Here is an 18,219-nt window from a genome sequence, read left to right on the forward strand (position 1 = left end):
CTGTTTTTTATGCTTTTTACTTTCTTCTGGTGATGAAAGATTAGGTTTATTGTGGTTTTTTTTATCTTATTTCTCATTTTTGATATTTTATTTGTAATCTAAATAATGTTATTGACATTAAATTTTTTATTATTTAACTTAAGCTTAAATTAATTGAGTGCTTTTAATGACCGATATATTATTTGTTATTTAAGATAAATAAAGATAGTATGCGCGATTCAAGTTTTTATCTTATTTTAGTGCAATAAAAATAGATGTCAGTAAGATCTAAAGGTGTGCTGTAGTTTATATTGAGTTACTGGTTGTCGGTTGCTAACTTAACTGGTATGGCATTGTGTTCTATTAGTAATGCACCTAAATCTTACAGCATGTTCTTATTTATACGATTTGGTTCGCAATGAAGATTAAAATGTACCGTTGTTTAATTGTGTTGATCCCAGCTTTATTAACTGGTTGTGCTATTCCTGGCTCTCATTTGTCAACCAGCAAAAAAAATCTAGTATCTCACTCTGTTGATAATCAAAGTGGTGAGATCTCTGACGTCGTGAATCTATACCCGCTCACTGCTCAAACGGTGTCTAGCTATCAGACAAAGGATATTTTGGTCCCTCGATCTAATCCAGATCTTGATGTAGAAATAGCCAAATATCAATATCAAGTGGGTGTGGGAGATATTTTAAACATCACTATCTGGGATCATCCAGAGCTTACAATACCAGCGGGTTCTTATCGCAGTGCATCAGAGGCGGGTAATTGGGTTCATGCGGATGGTACGATTTTCTATCCATATATAGGCGTTGTAGAAGTAGTAGGCAAAACAGTTGGTGAGATTCGTTTAGATGTTGCTAATCGGTTAGCTAAATATATTGAAAGCCCACAAGTGGATGTTAATGTTGCCACGTTTCGCTCAAAAAAAACCTATATCACGGGTGAAGTTTCAAAGCCGGGTCAGCAGCCGATCACAAACATCCCACTGACTTTGCTCGATGCGATAAATCTTTCAGGTGGACTTTCTGAAAATGCAGATTGGCGCAATGTGTCCTTGACTAGAAAAGGTGTAGAAGAACACATTTCCCTGTATGGGCTGATGCAGAAAGGGGATCTCATGCAAAATAAATTATTACAACCTGGCGATATCATTCATGTCCCTCGCAACGATAATCAAAAAGTGTTTGTTATGGGTGAAGTCAATGAGCCGAAACTACTTAAAATGGATCGAGCTGGTATGACGCTTACCGAAGCCTTGAGCAGCGCTGGTGGGATAAGTGAGTTGTCCGCTGATGCAACAGGCGTGTTCGTCATTCGTAGTTCTGATGATAAATCAGAACGCATGGCTGATGTATATCAACTTAATATGCAAGATGCATCTGCATTAGTGGTGGGAACAGAGTTTGATCTTAATCCATATGATATCGTTTATGTTACAGCAGCTCCAGTTAGCCGATGGAATCGTGTGTTAGGGCAGTTCTTGCCAACGATCAACGGCTTTAATAATTTGAGCGAAGGTGTATTACGTATACGTAATTGGCCGTAGAAATTAATGTGACCCTTTATAGAGGCTAATTTTAGCCTCTATGTTTTAGATGATAAATACTTATGTTTAATAATATTCTTGTTGTGTGTGTTGGAAACATATGTCGTTCACCAATCGGTGAGGCAGCTTTGCAGAAGCTATTGCCAAGTACAAATGTTTTATCAGCAGGATTGGCGGCAGAAAAGAGTCGACTGGTTGGCAAGCCAGCTGATGATAAGGCTATTTTAGTGGCCGAAGAAAATGGTATAGATTTATCAAGCCATCGCTCACAGCAGTTAAGCTCGGCAGTATGCGCTGAATTTGATTTGATATTGGTGATGGAAAAAGTGCACATTGAACTAATGACTTCTATTGCACCAGAAGTACGTGGAAAGACCATGCTGTTTGGGCAGTGGATAGGTAAAAAAGATGTCCCAGATCCTTATAGAAAAAGTAAAGAAGTATTTGATTATACTTATCAGCTTATTGAACAAGCTGCGCAAGCTTGGGCAAAAAAATTATAGTAATTCAACTTCCATGTAGGTTTTAGGGCGGTATCGATAATGACCACACAGCAGACTAAGCAGCGCATGGATGCCGCTCCTGATGAGATTGATTTAAGCAAGTTATTCGGCCTTCTTATTGATGGTAAGTGGATAGTGCTATTTGTAACTATAAGCTTTGCGATTGCAGGTGTAGCATTTGCTCTTTTATCCACACCTATCTACAAAGCAGATGCGCTTATTCAAATTGAGCAAAAAAGCTCAGGTGGTGTTTCGGCCATGGTTGGCGATATGGGAGACTTTTTTGCACAAGATTCCTCAGCGACCACTGAGATTGAGATCATCAAGTCTCGAATGATACTGATTAATACTGTTGATAAATTTAACTTAACCACTGTTGTTAAGCCCGAGTATTTTCCTGTAGTGGGCAAAGGTTTTTCTCGCCTGATGGGGTTTCAACCTAGTATTGAAGTCAGTCAGTTTGAGGTGCCAAAGCACAATCAAGCACTTTCTTATCGAATAGTGGTAACTGATATTGATAAACAGTCTTACCAATTATTTAGTGAAGATGGCCGTATCATTCTCTCGGGCCGTGTTGGCGAAGTGGCTAAATCAGGCGAGTATAAGCTGCTTATATCTGAATTAGATGCAATGAATAATACTACTTTCCATACTGGCAAAACAAGTCCGTTAGAAGCAATTGCATGGCTAAAAAGTGGTTTATCTGTTAGCGAACGAGGCAAGCAAACAGGTATCATCGAACTGTCATTTGTCGGTGAAAATAGATCGAAAATTCAAGCACTACTGAATGATATTAGCCAAAATTACTTTTTGCAAAATGTGCAACGAAATTCTGCAGAAGCTGAGAAAAGTTTGGCATTTATAAAAGGTCACCTGCCTTCAATCAAGAGTGACTTGATTAGCGCTGAAAATCAGTTAAATACTTACCGCCAAGAGAATGAGTCAATCGATCTAAGTTTGGAAGCTAAATCAACATTAGAGGTGATGGTAAAGCTTGAAGCGCAGCTTAATGAGCTGACATTTAAAGAAAGTGAGATTAGTCAACGATTTACGACAGATCACCCTACCTACAAATCACTTTTGGTTCAGCGCCAAGTTTTACTTGAAGAAGAGCAGCGTTTAAATAGTCAAGTGCAAAAACTGCCTAGAACTCAGCGGGAGATTCTTCGCATGACTCGTGATGTTGAGGTCAATCAACAAATGTATATTCAGCTTTTAAATAAAGTTCAAGAGTTAAGCCTTATTAAGGCAGGTACTGTAGGTAACGTTAGGGTATTAGATAAAGCTCAAACATTTGAGCAAGCCATAAAGCCCCAAAAAGCGTTAATTGTTGTTATGGCAACACTACTCGGTGGAATGTTAAGCTTTGCTTATATTTTACTCAAAGCTGTGTTTGATCGGGGTGTTGAAAACCCAAGTGATATTGAAAATATTGGACTGTCTGTATATGCAAGCATTCCAAAGTCCTTACTGAAAGCAGATTTCATTACTAAACAAACCAGAAAGTATAAAAGTAAAGATACTTCAGAAAAAACGCTCCTAGCGGAAAGTAATCCCCTAGATCTATCAATCGAGGCTTTACGAGGGCTACGGACTAGTTTGCACTTCGCAATGCTTGAGGCGAAAAATAATGTATTCATGATCTCAGGTCCTGCTCCTAATGTTGGTAAAACTTTTATATCGACTAACTTCGCGGTGGTTGTGGCTAAAACAGGCCAGAAAGTATTATTAGTCGATGCAGATATGCGCAAAGGATACATACAGTTGCCATTTGGTTTAAAAGCTGAAAATGGTATGTCTGATTACTTGATAGGTGCACTGGAGTGCTCGTCAATAGTAAAAAATACACATCTTGATAATCTTGATATTATTACCCGGGGTAGGATACCACCAAATCCTTCTGAGCTTCTGATGCATCAGAGGTTTAAAGAATTAATTGATTGGGCATCTCAGAACTACGATCTAGTCATTATAGACACGCCTCCGGTTCTTGCCGTAACGGATCCAAGCATTGTAGGTATGCATGCGGGTACTACTTTAATGGTAACAAGGTTTGGCATGAATACAGTCAAAGAGATTGAAGCAGCTAGAAGTCGCTTCGAGCATTCAGGGATCAATGTGAAAGGAGTGATTTTCAATGCTGTTGAGAAGAGGGCCTCTTCCGATTATGGATATTACAACTATGCTTATATGAGTGATAAATAGATACTATTTATCTATTCTAATTATATGACAATCTATATAATTAGATATGAAACTGAATAATAAGAATTTATCACATATATGATGAATGAAAACTAGTAAGAGTATAAGCCTTTTGGGGGATCTTAATCCGAGGTCGGTAGCGTACTTTTTTGTCGTCCTATATCTTTTTCATGGATAGTTAAAAATATATTAAAGATTGTAGATGATTCTTATTATAATGAAAAATATTCAGTCCTAAACTCGAAGCAAAGAATGGCTTTAGTCTATATATTTATCTTTGAATGACGTAACTCGTTCACATATTGCTCTTTTTTTAACCCAGAGTTTTATCTATGTTGACCCCATAAAAATCATCTTCCATTCGCTATAATCCGAGTTCGCACAATCTAAGCATACCGTCTATATTTTAATTGATAGATTTGTTATTTTCTTGGGGACGTTATGAACTCACCACTAATTAATCAGACTCTTCCTTCTTTCGATGAGCTTATCGATCTTGCAGAGAGCAACCCTGAGGGCTTTGCTCAATTTAAACATGAAATGTGTAAAGAGATGATTATGTCTGCATCTGAAGAAATGCAGGGTAGGCTCTGGGCCCAGCAAAGTCATATAGATAGAGTGGTTGATAACTGCAAAAACCCCAATCATGCCAATGTGGTATTGATGCGTGAGCTGGTTTCTCAGATGGTTAAGTTTCAAGATGTACTTGAAGGTGACCCGGTTGAAACTGAAGAGATCAGTTGTGCACAAATTATCCCTCTTGCAGATTGGCGTTAGCTTGAGCACATTAGATTTGCTAGCTTTATAAAGTTGGTCAACACCATAAGCTATGGTAGACTGCGAACCTTAATTTAAGAGCTTTAAAATACACATTTTTACGGGGCTTAGAAAAAGGATTCAGTGTGAGCGGGATAAACCAACCATCAATAAATGAAGCATCTATACGTCAAATTCCTGTACATCTTCAAAACAGTGATAGCATCGATTTGAGGGAGCTGTTTAAAGCATTATGGGATGGTAAGGTTACTATTGCCGTGGTAACGCTTGCCTTTGTGGCTAGTGCAGTAATTTATGCATTAACTGCCCAAGAGTGGTGGTCATCCGAGGGAACCATATCTCAGGCTCAACCTCATGATGTTGCAGCTTACCAGCAGCAAGTAAAGCAGTTCCAGTCTGCTTTTGATATCTATCAAGAAGATGGCACTGTTCTAGTTAGCAAAGAACTGAATGACCTAGTGGATACCGAGGTGCTCTTCAGTCGCTTTATTGATGCATTCAATTCGAGCAACAATAAGAGGGTTTTTTTAGATTCGAGTCAAGAGTTTCAAGCGTTTAAAGCTAAGTTGAATGACAATGACAATGACGATGATGACGCCACGTCCCGCTTATATGTAGACTGGTTTGGAAAAGTGAAAGCACAACTTTTAAACAAGAAAGGAATAAATTCAGCTTACGAGGTAAGTTTTCAAGCGGCAACCAAAGATAGTAGCTTTAGCTTGTTAAACGCCTATATTGACATCATCGCTAAACAAGTACAGCAAGAATCACTGAATAATTTGCAAGCCATTGTTGGTGGTAAACGAGATGAGTTAATCCAGCAGAAAAGAATCTTGGAAACGCAAGCGGCCTATAAGATTATGGTTGAAATTGAGCGTGCAAAGTATGCATTAGATATAGCTAAAGCGGCGGACGTGAATCAGCCTATACAGATCAATAACAATGAGATTTTTAGTATTGGCTTCGGAGCAAAAGCGCTTGCCGCCAAAATAAAAGCGTTAGAGTCGGTGAAAAACCTCAATGTTGTTGAGCCGCGTCTCCAACAAATCAATGCTAAGCTCTCGATGCTAGAAACGTTAGAAGTCGATCGCTCTATCCAGTTCAAAACTTTTCGCTTCCTAGACAATGTTGAAAAGTCACTCTCTCGTGATAAACCGAAACGTGTGTTGATCGCAGTGTTAGGTGCGCTACTGGGCGGCATGCTTGGTATTGCCATCGTTCTTGTTCGTTTTGCGTTTCGCAGTGAAGAAGAAACCCAATAATTGGCTAGCGTTAATCAAGAGAGGTTGTCACTCTAAGTCAGCCTCTCACCTTCTAAACTGATACATTTCTTTCCTCTAAATCCAACCTAAGTCACAATTTTTTTATTTCACCACCTTGGATTTCTTCAAGACATCCCACATATAGATAACACAAGACTTTGACGCCTTGTGTTATCGCACTAGGTATTTATCCAACAACATAAAAATCTCAGGAGAGACGACCGATGAACATTCGTCCATTACACGACCGAGTTATCGTAGAACGCCAAGAAGTTGAGTCAAAATCAGCAGGTGGTATTGTTTTGACTGGTTCTGCTGCAGAGAAATCAACTCGCGGTGTGATTTTGGCTATTGGTAAAGGCCGCATTCTAGAGAATGGCACAGTTATGCCTCTCGATGTTAACGTAGGTGACACAGTGATTTTCGCTGAGGGTTACGGTACGAAAACTGAAAAAATCGACGGTAAAGAAGTTCTAGTTATGTCTGAAAGTGACATCATGGCTATCGTTGAGCAATAAACTAGCAATCATTGAGTAATTTTACTCAGATTCAACTGTTAATCGAATAAAACTAAAGAATTTTAGAAAAGGAAACTAAAGATGGCTGCTAAAGACGTTAAATTTGGTAATGATGCGCGTATTAAAATGCTAGAGGGCGTCAATGTCCTAGCTGACGCAGTAAAAGTAACTCTAGGCCCTAAAGGCCGTAACGTTGTTCTAGACAAATCTTTTGGTGCACCAACTATTACTAAAGATGGTGTATCGGTAGCTCGTGAAATTGAACTTGAAGATAAGTTCCAAAACATGGGTGCACAAATGGTTAAAGAAGTCGCTTCTCAAGCAAATGATGCTGCTGGCGACGGTACTACTACTGCGACGGTTCTTGCCCAATCCATTGTTAACGAAGGCTTGAAAGCGGTTGCAGCAGGCATGAACCCAATGGATCTTAAGCGTGGTATTGATAAAGCTGTTATTGCGGCAGTGAAAGCGCTTGGTGAGCTTTCTGTTGACTGTAAAGGCAGCAAAGAAATCGAGCAGGTAGGTACTATTTCTGCAAACTCAGATACTAGCGTAGGTAAAATTATTGCTGAAGCAATGGAACGAGTTGGCCTAGATGGCGTGATCACTGTTGAAGAAGGCCAAGCTCTTCAAGATGAACTCGATGTAGTAGAAGGCATGCAGTTCGATCGTGGTTATCTATCTCCGTACTTCATCAACAATCAAGAATCTGGTTCTGTTGAGCTGGAAAATCCATTTATCTTGCTGATTGATAAGAAAATATCAAACATCCGTGAGTTGCTTCCTACTCTTGAAGCAGTCGCGAAAGCCTCTCGCCCTCTTCTGATTATTGCGGAAGATGTAGAAGGTGAAGCGTTAGCAACACTCGTTGTCAACAACATGCGTGGTATTGTTAAAGTTGCTGCAGTTAAAGCGCCTGGTTTTGGTGATCGTCGTAAAGCTATGCTACAAGATATCGCTACCCTAACTGGCGGTACGGTTATCTCTGAAGAAGTAGGTCTTGAGTTAGAGAAAGTGGTATTAGAAGATCTTGGTCAAGCGAAGCGTGTTGCGATTACTAAAGAAAACACCACTATCATCGATGGTCTAGGTGAAGAAGCTATGATCCAAGGTCGTGTTGCTCAAATTCGCCAGCAGGTTGAAGAAGCAACTTCTGACTACGACAAAGAGAAGCTGCAAGAGCGTGTTGCTAAGCTTGCCGGTGGTGTTGCTGTGATCAAAGTAGGCGCTGCGACTGAAGTTGAAATGAAAGAGAAGAAAGACCGCGTTGAGGATGCATTGCATGCGACTCGCGCAGCTGTTGAAGAAGGTGTTGTTGCTGGTGGTGGTGTAGCACTTATCCGCGCTGCTTCTAAAATTGTTGACCTTGAAGGTGACAATGAAGAGCAAAATGTCGGAATTCGTGTTGCATTGCGTGCAATGGAATCTCCAATTCGCCAAATCACGCAAAATGCAGGTGATGAAGAGTCTGTCGTTGCGAATAACGTCAAAGGCGGTGAGGGTAGCTACGGTTATAATGCTGCAACAGGTGAATATGGAGACATGCTAGAGATGGGTATCCTAGACCCAACTAAAGTGACTCGCTCTGCGCTTCAATTCGCAGCATCTATCGCGGGTCTTATGATCACCACAGAAGCTATGGTGACTGATAAGCCACAAAAAGATGCACCAGCGATGCCTGATATGGGCGGCATGGGCGGAATGGGTGGTATGGGCGGCATGATGTAAGCCCTCATCACTTAGCTGAATGAAAAACGGAGACCTGAGTCTCCGTTTTTTTATATCTTTAAACATGGTAAATCTATAAACATATTAAATCTATAAATATAGCCATTACCCTAAGATGAAATCTTTTTGTTTATAAAACAATTTCTCTTAATTGTGGGTCTTTTCGTTCAAGGTAGTGGGTCGATTTGATGCGCCTGATTGTACGACATCTTCCTCTTATGAGCAGTGTTTCTGTAGTCGCCATATTGCCCTGTCGAGTGATCCCTTCCAGTAGATCTCCCTTAGTAATACCTGTGGCGGAAAAAATAACATTATCACTTTTAGCCATGTCCTCCATAGCCAGGACTACGTTAGCCTCAACGCCCATTTCTTTGCAGCGATTTAGCTCATCGGCACCGTAAATGCGGTTTTCTTCGCTATCACCTTTCACATGATGACGGGGTAGTAAACGTCCGTGCATATCTCCATCGAGAGAGCGAATCACAGCGGCAGAAATGACACCTTCTGGAGCGCCGCCAATGCCATACATGACATCGACTTCACTCTCTGGCATACAGGTTAAAATCGATGCTGCAACATCACCATCCGGTATAGCAAAAACCCGCACACCCATAGATTGCATCTGATCAATAACCTCTGCGTGACGTGGTTTGGCTAAGGTAATAACAACCAAGCTATCGAGAGTTTTGTGTAATGCTTGTGCTACATTTTCCAGATTTTCTTTAAGGGGTTTATTGAGGTCTATACAGCCTTTAGCCCCGGGGCCAACAACCAGTTTTTCCATGTACATATCAGGTGCCTTGAGAAAGCTTCCTTTTTCTCCTGCGGCCAACACAGCTAATGCATTCGATTGCCCCATTGCTGTCATTCGGGTGCCTTCAATTGGATCGACAGCAATATCAATCTCTTCGCCACCTAGCCCCACTGTTTCGCCGATGTACAGCATGGGTGCATCATCGATTTCCCCTTCTCCGATCACTATCTGACCATTTATTTCAGTTTGGTTTAACAAAATGCGCATGGCTTCAACGGCTGCACCATCGGCAGCATTTTTATCACCGCGTCCCAACCATTTGTAACCAGCTAAGGCTGCGCCTTCTGTTACGCGAGAAAAAGCCATCGCTAAATCACGTTTCATATTTGCTCCAAATAAAAGTAGGGCAGAAAAGGGTAATCTGAGCGAATTTTAGCATAGTTGGATCTGGTAAAAAAAGCGCTAAAAATGTCAGATAAGAGTTGAAATTACCCCACAAACTAGAAATGTTAGACTAACCCTATTGTTAACCCTTGCCTGTTTGTTGTGGCGTGCAAATGACTGATATTTAAATTAGTCTTAGAATGTAATATTTATCGAGATAGGTTTTGTGATGGAAAAATTTCAATTTCGCCAGGTTTTTATCTTCACAGCTTTACTTTTTGTGGTGTTGTTCTGCTCTGCATACTTGTTTGATGTTTATTTGTTCTTTCCGTTTTTTGCTTTGTTTGCCTACAGCAGCCTAATTGGTGGATTACTGTGGGCTTTAACTCTTGCTAAAAAAAGAAGCGAATGTATTGCCACTGCGCTAGGGTTAATTTTTCTTGGCACATTTGCTTCTGTAGATATTTTACTTGCTAGTAATGAAGCGATCGAAATGTTCATGAGGTTGTCTAACCAACATTTCTCACGAGATATCCTGCATAGCCTGACGCAAGTATTATTGGTGTTAGTTAATATTTTTACTGGCAGTCTAGCGGCCAATGTACTTTTCCATGGTTTATGTAAGCCTTTGCAAAAGTAGACTGAATGAGGATATTAAACCAGCAGGTACTAAGAACCTTATAACATAAATGAAGTTTTAACCGTTTATACCTCAATAAAGCTGACTTTTACCGATATTGTAATTCACCCGTATAGTTGTACTATTGGCAAGTTAGCTAGATCTAACTTCATAAAAGTATGATAAAAACACATAAAAAATGTGCGGTGAGTCCTTCTCCGTCAGTGTATTGTCAAGGTATGCTGTTTTTTTAATCGAATGGTGTAAAAAATACAATATAGAGCGTGTTTCTCACCCTCTGCCTGAGTAGAATGAGAGCATAAGGTGGAGTATAGCGCTTCACGATAATCGGATAATACAAGGTAGGCCAAGATGTCTTTTGAAGTACTAGAAAAACTAGAAACAAAAATACAAACCGCAGTTGATACTATTGCACTTCTGCAGATGGAAGTCGAAGAGCTAAAAGAAGAAAAGCAGAAGCTTGCTGTAGAGGCTGATGAGTTGCGTTCGAGTCGTGAAGAGATGGAAGAGAAGACGGAACAAATGCAACAAGAGCACTCTGCTTGGCAGGATCGTATTCGTAACCTGTTAGGTAAAATGGACGAAGTCGAATAGTGACGAATGTATAATAAAAAGGGTTGACCATGGTCAACCCTTTTTATTATGTACGTTATTGATGACTTAATATTGTGTATTGCTATTGATTCTCTTATACCTTAGGCCTTACACCTAATGTATGACAAAGTGCATAAGTCATCTCGGCGCGGTTGAGTGTGTAAAAGTGAAAATCTTTGACGCCTTCACGGCTTAAAATCCGAATCATATCTATTGCTTGGCTTGCGCCTACTAACTGCCTGGTGGTTGGGTCATCATCTAAGCCTTCAAACTGTTTAGCCATCCAGCTTGGTACTTTTACGTTGTTTTGCGCAGCAAAGCGAGAGGCTTGCTTAAAGTTAGAGACTGGCAGGATTCCCGGCACGATTTCTACATCAATTCCTGCTGCGACACACCGATCACGAAATCTTAAATAGCTTTCGACATCAAAGAAAAACTGAGTAATTGCGCGATTTGCACCTGCTTCTACTTTGCGTTTTAAATTTAGAAGATCAGCTTGAGCACTTTTTGCTTCAGGGTGAACTTCTGGAAATGCTGCGACAGAGATATCAAAGTCATGACGCTCTTTAAGTAGAGTAACGAGATCGCAAGCATACATATCAGGTTTTCCACCGCCTGGTGGTATATCACCTCGCAGAGCGACGATACTTTGAATACCATTGGCCCAGTAATCTTCCGCAATGTGAATCAGCTCTTCTCTGGAGGCATCGATACATGTTAAGTGAGGTGCAGCGACTAAGCCTGTTTGAGTTTTAATTTCTTTAATTATGGAGTGAGTACGGTCGCGCTCTCCTGAGTTGGCTCCGTATGTTACTGAGACAAACTTTGGCTGTAGCGTCTTTAATCTTTGAACTGAGTTCCATAGTGTCTCTTCCATCTTTTTGCTGCTAGGTGGAAAAAACTCAAATGACACATTGATATTGTCAGAAAGCTCCGCGACGTTCTGGTTTAAGGCATCGATATGGCCAGCGTGTGTGTATCCCATTTTACTTTCTCCGTGTGGTTTAGCATGACCACAAAATGCTAAATTTCAAATTGACGTTTAGACGTCTATATGTCTAAAGAATGTGATGAATACGATTTAAAGTCAACCATGAGATCATGAATTTTCTTCAAGTCAGATATTAGTCTTTTTCAATTATAGGCCGCTGGCTTTTATCTAAATCGGCACCCCCCCCTAAATGGAATAATAAAAGCGCAGCCAATGGCTGCGCTAAAAGATTAAAGTAAACTTGCGAGTAAGTTGAGATCGGATTGTATCGCTCCAGCTGTCACTTCTCTACCTGCCCCAGGTCCTCGAATGACCAAAGGGTTATCTTTATACCATTTACTTTCTATAGCAAAGATATTGTCGCATGGTAATAAATTGGCCAGCGCATGATTTTTATCCAACGCTTCAACACCTACAGTCGCTAAGCCATTTTTCTCCAGTCGAGCCACATAGCGAAGTACTTTATCTTCGTTTTGTGCCTTTGCTAACCGTTCAGCCATTATTTCACTTAATAGCTGGCCTCTATCGAGAAAGTCATCAAGTGTTAATCTTGCCAGATCTTCTGGAACTAGGCTCTCGACGTTGACTGACTCAGGTTCAAGCTCTAGCCCCGCTTCACGAGCCAGAATAACGAGCTTGCGCATCACATCTGAACCATCGAGATCATGGCGAGGGTCAGGCTCTGTTAAGCCTTGCTGCCAAGCAAGATCAACGAGCTCTGCAAAGGGAACACTGCCATCATATTGCTGGAACAACCATGATAACGTACCGGAAAAGATACCGGATAATGCATGAATATCATCACCACTCTCACGAAGATCTTTGACGGTGTGATTAATTGGTAGACCAGCACCCACAGTTGCATTGTAGAACCAGTGACGATTAATCTTGGCAAATGCACTTTGAACTTGATGATAGTATTGACTTGAAGCAGAGCCTGCGACTTTATTAGCTGATATGAGATGCATCCCTTGTTCGGCAATATAAGTATAGCACTGTGCAAGCTGCTGACTTGCGGTAACATCTAGTACGACTACGTCATCATAACCTTGTATAGCACCGAGTTTTTTAATCCATTCATCTTCCTGATATTCAATTGCTTCCTCTTCATAATGATGACTGACATCGGCGGGATCAATGCCTTCTGGGCTGAGCCAGTAATTTTGACTACCTACTATGGCAATCAGCTCAAAATTAATACCATGGCGCTTTTCTAATTTATGTTTTTGTTTCGCAAATAGATCAAGCCAACTTGAACCAATATTTCCTTTGCCACACAGGGCTATACCTACTCGCTTATGTGCTTGGAAGAGTTGGCCATGAATGGCTTTGACTAGGTTTGATGTGTTGGTGCTACGCAATATAGCCACAAGGCTCAGCCCTGATGGGGACTCAGCGATAAATTCAACAGGTGCCGATTTGAGTTTTTGATAGAAGCCGTAGCAATGGTTAGCATTTTTTGTCACCCCCGCGCCAACCGCTGCGACTAAAGAGAAGCCTTCTTTGAGCTTTATTTCAGCTTCGATAGCCGCATCTTGTAGGTACTCTAGAGCGCCACCAGCAATCTCTGAGGTATAGGCTAGGCGCAGTGTTTGTTGATCATCTTGGGCTTCATAGGTAAGAGGGTCGAGTTGAGCACGCTTAAGGCTTGTCAATGTTTCTTGTTTTAGTCGTTCAAAATCATGCCCAGAAGAAAAGTGAAGTTGAATTAAGAGAACTTCATTTAATGAGGAAATGATTTTAGCTCCTCGCCCTGAAGCAAGCACTCGCTCAATACGTGTCGAACCAGCTTCTGGGTCATAACTGCAGCGTAAGTGGAGGTCCATTGAACTTTGTGCGACGGGCTGTAGAGTGCGGCTATGTAGAACAGGGGCTGCTAAACGAGCGAGTTCATTGGCTTCATCTAGGCGTAGCAAGGGTAATAGGCAGGCATCGGAAACAAGGCGAGGATCTGCGCTGTATACACCAGCAACATCACTCCAAATTGTAACTCGTGAAACCTCCGCCAGACCACCGATAACGGTTGCTGAATAATCCGAACCATTACGTCCAAGTAAGATAGTATGACCTTGTTCATCCTGTGCCATAAATCCGGTAATCACGATACGATGATTAGCGTGCTGAGCCAGAACTTCTTTGATTAAAGGGTAGGAAGTACCTCGGTTAACTTCTGGCTGTGTTGCAGCTTCGGCACGTAGAAAAGCACGAGAGTCCTGTGCGACGGCCTGTATACTATTTTGGTTTAGTACGCTGGCGAGCAAACGTGCCGACCATATTTCACCATGACCAAGTACTGAAGCTTTTTGAGCAGTGTTTAATGGGGCGGTGAGCTCACCTAAAGTACTAAACTCATCGTCGAGAGCTGCAATAAGATTGACTTGTAACCCGTCTTGAAAGAGTTCATTGACGAGCTGTATTTGGAATTGGCGCAGGGATTGAAGAACTTCGTGAGCGAGGCGGCCATCTTTATTTAAGGCATCCAAAAATTCGATTAGGTGGTTAGTTGTTTTCCCTGCGGCTGAGACCACAATCAGATCATTAGGGGTAGAATACTCTTTCAGTATGTTGGCTACTCGGCGATAACATTCTGGATTTGCTAGACTACTTCCGCCAAATTTATGTAACTGCCGCTGTTGGCTCATAGGAGCGACTCCTTGGTTTTACTAAATGCTTGTTCTAAATCGTTAATCAGGTCTTCAGCGTCTTCCAGACCAACAGATAAACGTAAAAGCTGTTGAGAGACTCCTGCCTTTTCAAGAGCCGCTTCTCCCATGGCTCTATGTGTCATGGAGGCTGGGTGGCAAATCAGACTTTCAACGCCTCCAAGTGATTCTGCGAGCGAAAACAGCTTCAGCTCGCCTACGAAGTATTTTAGTTGATCAAAGTTGCCTGAAAACTCGAAACTCAGCATGGAACCAAATCCTGATTGCTGTTTTTTGGCGATTTCATGGCCAGGGTGTTCAGGTAGACTAGGGTGATAAATTTGCCCGACAAAAGATTGTGATTTGAGATAGTCTAAAATTTGGTTTGCACTTTCTTCGTGTACTTTCATTCTTGCGCTAAGAGTGCGAATACCGCGCAATGTCATATAACTATCGAAAGGGGTCCCGGTTGCCCCTATGCAGTTTCCCCACCATGCTAAGTCGTCACAGTGCTGCTTGTTTTTGGCGATGATTACCCCGCCAATGACGTCAGAATGACCATTGATATATTTAGTGGTGGAGTGAATAACAAAATCAGCCCCTAGCTCTAATGGTTTTTGGAATACAGGCGTTAAAAAGGTGTTATCAACGCCAACTTTGGCTCCTACCTTACTGGCTTTGTCACACACATTGGCGATATCTACTACGCGAACCAGTGGGTTTGAAGGGGTTTCTAGCAAGATAAGTTTCGGTTTTTGTCCAAGGGCAGCATCGAGAGCCTGTGCATCCGACTGATCAACAAAAAGAACATTAAAATCACCTTTTTGAGCGCGGGTGTTAAATAATCGATATGTTCCACCATAACAGTCATGTGGAGCAATGATTAGGTCATCTGGCCCAAGAAAAGCTGAGATCCACAAGTTAAGTGCTGATGTGCCACAATTAGTTACCACAGCCCCTTCTCCTGACTCTAACTCAGAAAGAGTTTGTTCTAATAGTCCGCGATTTGGATTGCCTGAACGGGTATAGTCATATTTCGGTACTTCGCCAAAAGCTGGAAAGCCAAAGTTTGTTGAGAGGTATATTGGTGGCACAACAGCATGATATTGGGTGTCCGATTCGATACCAGTACGAACTGCTATTGTGGCTGCTTTTCGGGGGCTCATAAATGTTTCCTTTCGAACAGTAGTAACTTATTTGGAAATAACACTATACCTTTTCATTAATGTTAGAGATATGTTATTCCAATCAACTCTTTTTACTTTACCTTGAGTTTTTTTAGGCGTCAATACATCTAGACGTCTATATATCTTTGCTTATGGACATAAATCCCGCTAAAATTACCTCTTATAATTTTATACATAATCAATCATTAAAGGTGCGCAATGGCAGATTGGAACGGTGAGTATATTAGCCCGTATGCTGAACATGGGAAGAAAAGTGAGCAAGTCAAAAAGATAACAGTATCTATCCCATTGAAAGTATTAAAGGTTTTAACTGATGAGCGTACTCGTCGTCAGATTAATAATCTACGCCATGCGACCAATAGTGAGTTGCTTTGTGAGGCATTCCTTCACGCCTATACAGGCCAGCCATTACCGACGGATGAAGATTTAAGAAAAGATCGCCCTGATGATATTCCGGCAGAGGTGAAAAAGCTCATGACTGAGATGGGAATTGCTTTTGAATCCTATGACGAAGAGTAAATCTTTAGCCAGAGTTATTCTAATTAATATCGGCACTGGTTTGCGTAATTACTAACGATTGGCGTGGTTTTGTCTTTGTTGTACTCAGACGCAATAATACTTAAGACGGACTAGTATTCAAAACCGCTGGCTTTTTAGTCAGCGGTTTTTTATTTGTAACAAAAATACTGTTATGACTGCATATAATTATCAGGCATTTCGATACGAGCAACACCTGATTCTACTGCGGCATTCGCAACAGCTTTGGCCACACGTGGTAATAGGCGTGGGTCCATAGGTTTAGGAATAATATAATCTGTTCCAAACTCAAGCTTATCGACTCCTGCGGCCTTTAGAACACCAGCAGGCACGTCTTCTTTAGCCAGTTCTCTAATAGCGTCGACAGCAGCAAGCTTCATGGCGTCATTAATTTCGCTGGCGCGCACATCTAAAGCACCGCGGAAAATAAATGGAAAACATAGCACATTGTTTACTTGGTTTGGATAATCACTGCGTCCTGTGCCCATGATGAGGTCATCGCGAACTTGATGGGCGAGTTCTGGTTTGATTTCAGGATCTGGATTAGAACAAGCAAACACTATTGGCTTATCAGCCATTAATTTAAGCGCTTCAGGTTCAAGCAAATTTGGTCCTGAGACACCCAGAAATAGGTCAGCACCTTCTATTACGTCCTCTAGAGTTCGTTTATCTGTATTGTTCGCAAATAGCTGTTTGTACTGATTGAGATCGTCTCGGCGGGTATGAATTACACCTTTGCGGTCGAGCATATAGATTTTTTCACGCATTGCGCCGCACTTTATTAAAAGCTCCATACATGCAACGGCTGCAGCTCCTGCACCTAAACACACAATTGTGGCTTCTTCGAGCTTTTTCCCTTGTAGTTCGATAGCGTTGAGCATTCCTGCTGCTGTAACGATTGCCGTGCCATGTTGGTCATCATGGAAGACAGGCACATCACAGCGCTCGATAAGCTGCTTCTCGATTTCAAAGCAGTCCGGTGCTTTGATATCTTCTAAGTTAATTCCACCAAAGGTATCTGCAATGTTGGCGACCGTATCGATGAACTCTTCAAGTGTACGATGCTTAACTTCAATGTCGATAGAATCTAAACCTGCAAAGCGTTTAAATAATAGTGCTTTCCCTTCCATGACAGGTTTTGATGCTAGAGGACCTAAGTTACCAAGGCCTAAGATTGCTGTACCGTTCGAGATGACAGCGACCATATTGCCTTTTGCGGTGTACTTGTAGACATTGTCTGCATTTTGCGCAATTTCACGAACAGGTTCCGCAACGCCAGGGCTGTATGCAAGTGCAAGGTCACCGGCTGTTTCTGCTGGTTTGGATAGCTCTACGGAAATTTTACCTGCTATTGGATGTGCGTGGTAATCCAAAGCTTGCTGACGGAATTGCTCTTCAGGAGAAAGTGCTTGGCTATGGTCATCGGACATGGGTGTAGATACTCGTTAATAATGATTTGGATAGGGAAAGTTCATTCTAGATTAAGTCAATCAAGCTGCAAAGGTGAGAGTACGAGCCAAAGTGACAAAATAAGCTAATTGATAGGAGATAAGACCAGATAGTGAGAGATAGCTCAACTGAATGGCTGTATGTAACAACTATCAAGCAAGATATATGGCAGCAAACAAAAAAGGACGCGATCGCGTCCTTTTCATCTTCTAAGAAGTAATTTCTTACTTAGAAGCAAGAGCACCAAAGCGCTTGTTGAAGCGATCAACACGGCCGCCAGTATCAACGATACGTTGCTTACCAGTGTAGAATGGGTGACATTTATCACATACATCTAGGTGGATTGACTCTTTGGTCAGAGTTGAGTTGAACTCAAAAGAGTTACCGCAAGAGCAAGTTGCTTTAACTGCTTTGTATTCTGGGTGGATACCAACTTTCATGGGAAAACCTCTATATAGGCCGTGTCGCTATCCGATTCTAAGCCGGACACCACACGTAAGTTAAAAAATTTCAT

At 41.5% G+C, this 18,219-nt stretch carries 16 protein-coding genes; 10 read left to right on the top strand and 6 right to left on the bottom strand.

Annotated elements, in window-relative coordinates; all coding sequences use genetic code 11:
• Positions 1-397 precede the first annotated feature (397 nt).
• The 7 genes from OCV27_RS01025 (at position 398) to groL (ending at position 8,527) form a co-directional block, all read left to right on the top strand.
• A complete protein-coding gene (locus OCV27_RS01025; RefSeq protein ID WP_125319267.1) occupies positions 398-1,534 on the top strand; it encodes a polysaccharide export protein in 1,137 nt (378 codons plus the stop codon).
• Between the two features lie 62 nt (positions 1,535-1,596).
• A complete protein-coding gene (locus OCV27_RS01030; RefSeq protein ID WP_125319268.1) occupies positions 1,597-2,037 on the top strand; it encodes a low molecular weight protein-tyrosine-phosphatase in 441 nt (146 codons plus the stop codon).
• A gap of 39 nt (positions 2,038-2,076) precedes the next feature.
• Positions 2,077-4,242 carry a polysaccharide biosynthesis tyrosine autokinase gene (locus OCV27_RS01035; protein ID WP_125319269.1) on the top strand — a complete coding sequence of 722 codons (2,166 nt, stop codon included), beginning with the start codon at positions 2,077-2,079 and terminating at the stop codon, positions 4,240-4,242.
• A gap of 441 nt (positions 4,243-4,683) precedes the next feature.
• Positions 4,684-5,019, top strand: a complete 336-nt coding sequence (locus OCV27_RS01040; protein ID WP_125319270.1) for a DUF3135 domain-containing protein — start codon at positions 4,684-4,686, stop codon at positions 5,017-5,019.
• Between the two features lie 125 nt (positions 5,020-5,144).
• The gene (locus tag OCV27_RS01045; RefSeq protein ID WP_125319271.1) at positions 5,145-6,281 is read left to right on the top strand and encodes a Wzz/FepE/Etk N-terminal domain-containing protein; all 1,137 of its coding nucleotides are present in this window, start codon (positions 5,145-5,147) and stop codon (positions 6,279-6,281) included.
• 224 nt (positions 6,282-6,505) lie between these two features.
• Positions 6,506-6,799 (top strand): co-chaperone GroES, encoded by a 294-nt coding sequence (locus OCV27_RS01050; protein WP_125319272.1) that lies wholly within the window; start codon positions 6,506-6,508, stop codon positions 6,797-6,799.
• Between the two features lie 81 nt (positions 6,800-6,880).
• Positions 6,881-8,527, top strand: a complete 1,647-nt coding sequence (gene groL / locus OCV27_RS01055; RefSeq protein WP_125319273.1) for a chaperonin GroEL — start codon at positions 6,881-6,883, stop codon at positions 8,525-8,527.
• A gap of 130 nt (positions 8,528-8,657) precedes the next feature.
• Here the strand turns inward: groL and glpX are convergent, their stop codons facing one another.
• Positions 8,658-9,665: a class II fructose-bisphosphatase gene (gene glpX, locus OCV27_RS01060; RefSeq protein WP_125319313.1), complete on the bottom strand. Its 1,008-nt coding sequence runs from the start codon at positions 9,663-9,665 to the stop codon at positions 8,658-8,660.
• 229 nt (positions 9,666-9,894) lie between these two features.
• On the opposite strand from glpX, the gene OCV27_RS01065 reads away from it, so the two are divergent.
• Positions 9,895-10,305 (top strand): hypothetical protein, encoded by a 411-nt coding sequence (locus OCV27_RS01065; protein ID WP_125319314.1) that lies wholly within the window; start codon positions 9,895-9,897, stop codon positions 10,303-10,305.
• Positions 10,306-10,656: 351 nt separating this feature from the next.
• A complete protein-coding gene (gene zapB / locus OCV27_RS01070) occupies positions 10,657-10,899 on the top strand; it encodes a cell division protein ZapB (RefSeq protein WP_125319315.1) in 243 nt (80 codons plus the stop codon).
• A gap of 94 nt (positions 10,900-10,993) precedes the next feature.
• Here the strand turns inward: zapB and metF are convergent, their stop codons facing one another.
• From metF to OCV27_RS01085, 3 genes are all read right to left on the bottom strand, one after another.
• Complete coding sequence (gene metF / locus OCV27_RS01075) at positions 10,994-11,884, bottom strand: methylenetetrahydrofolate reductase (protein ID WP_125319316.1); 891 nt, start codon at positions 11,882-11,884, stop codon at positions 10,994-10,996.
• Positions 11,885-12,120: 236 nt separating this feature from the next.
• On the bottom strand, positions 12,121-14,532 hold the full coding sequence (locus OCV27_RS01080; RefSeq protein WP_125319317.1) for a bifunctional aspartate kinase/homoserine dehydrogenase II: 2,412 nt from the start codon (positions 14,530-14,532) through the stop codon (positions 12,121-12,123).
• Positions 14,529-15,698, bottom strand: a complete 1,170-nt coding sequence (locus OCV27_RS01085; protein WP_125319318.1) for an O-succinylhomoserine (thiol)-lyase — start codon at positions 15,696-15,698, stop codon at positions 14,529-14,531. Before OCV27_RS01085 ends, OCV27_RS01080 begins: the two co-directional genes overlap by 4 nt.
• A 219-nt stretch (positions 15,699-15,917) precedes the next feature.
• Between OCV27_RS01085 and metJ the strand changes: the two genes are divergently transcribed.
• Entirely contained in the window at positions 15,918-16,238 is a 321-nt protein-coding gene (metJ, locus tag OCV27_RS01090; protein ID WP_125319319.1) for a met regulon transcriptional regulator MetJ, read from the top strand.
• Positions 16,239-16,408: 170 nt separating this feature from the next.
• Here the strand turns inward: metJ and OCV27_RS01095 are convergent, their stop codons facing one another.
• Both OCV27_RS01095 and rpmE read right to left on the bottom strand, forming a co-directional pair.
• The gene (locus OCV27_RS01095; RefSeq protein ID WP_125319320.1) at positions 16,409-17,686 is read right to left on the bottom strand and encodes a malic enzyme-like NAD(P)-binding protein; all 1,278 of its coding nucleotides are present in this window, start codon (positions 17,684-17,686) and stop codon (positions 16,409-16,411) included.
• Positions 17,687-17,929: 243 nt separating this feature from the next.
• Positions 17,930-18,145, bottom strand: a complete 216-nt coding sequence (gene rpmE, locus OCV27_RS01100) for a 50S ribosomal protein L31 (protein WP_125319321.1) — start codon at positions 18,143-18,145, stop codon at positions 17,930-17,932.
• Positions 18,146-18,219: the final 74 nt, after the last annotated feature.

It is taken from the genome of Vibrio pectenicida (assembly GCA_024347015.1).
Classification (GTDB): domain Bacteria; phylum Pseudomonadota; class Gammaproteobacteria; order Enterobacterales; family Vibrionaceae; genus Vibrio; species Vibrio pectenicida.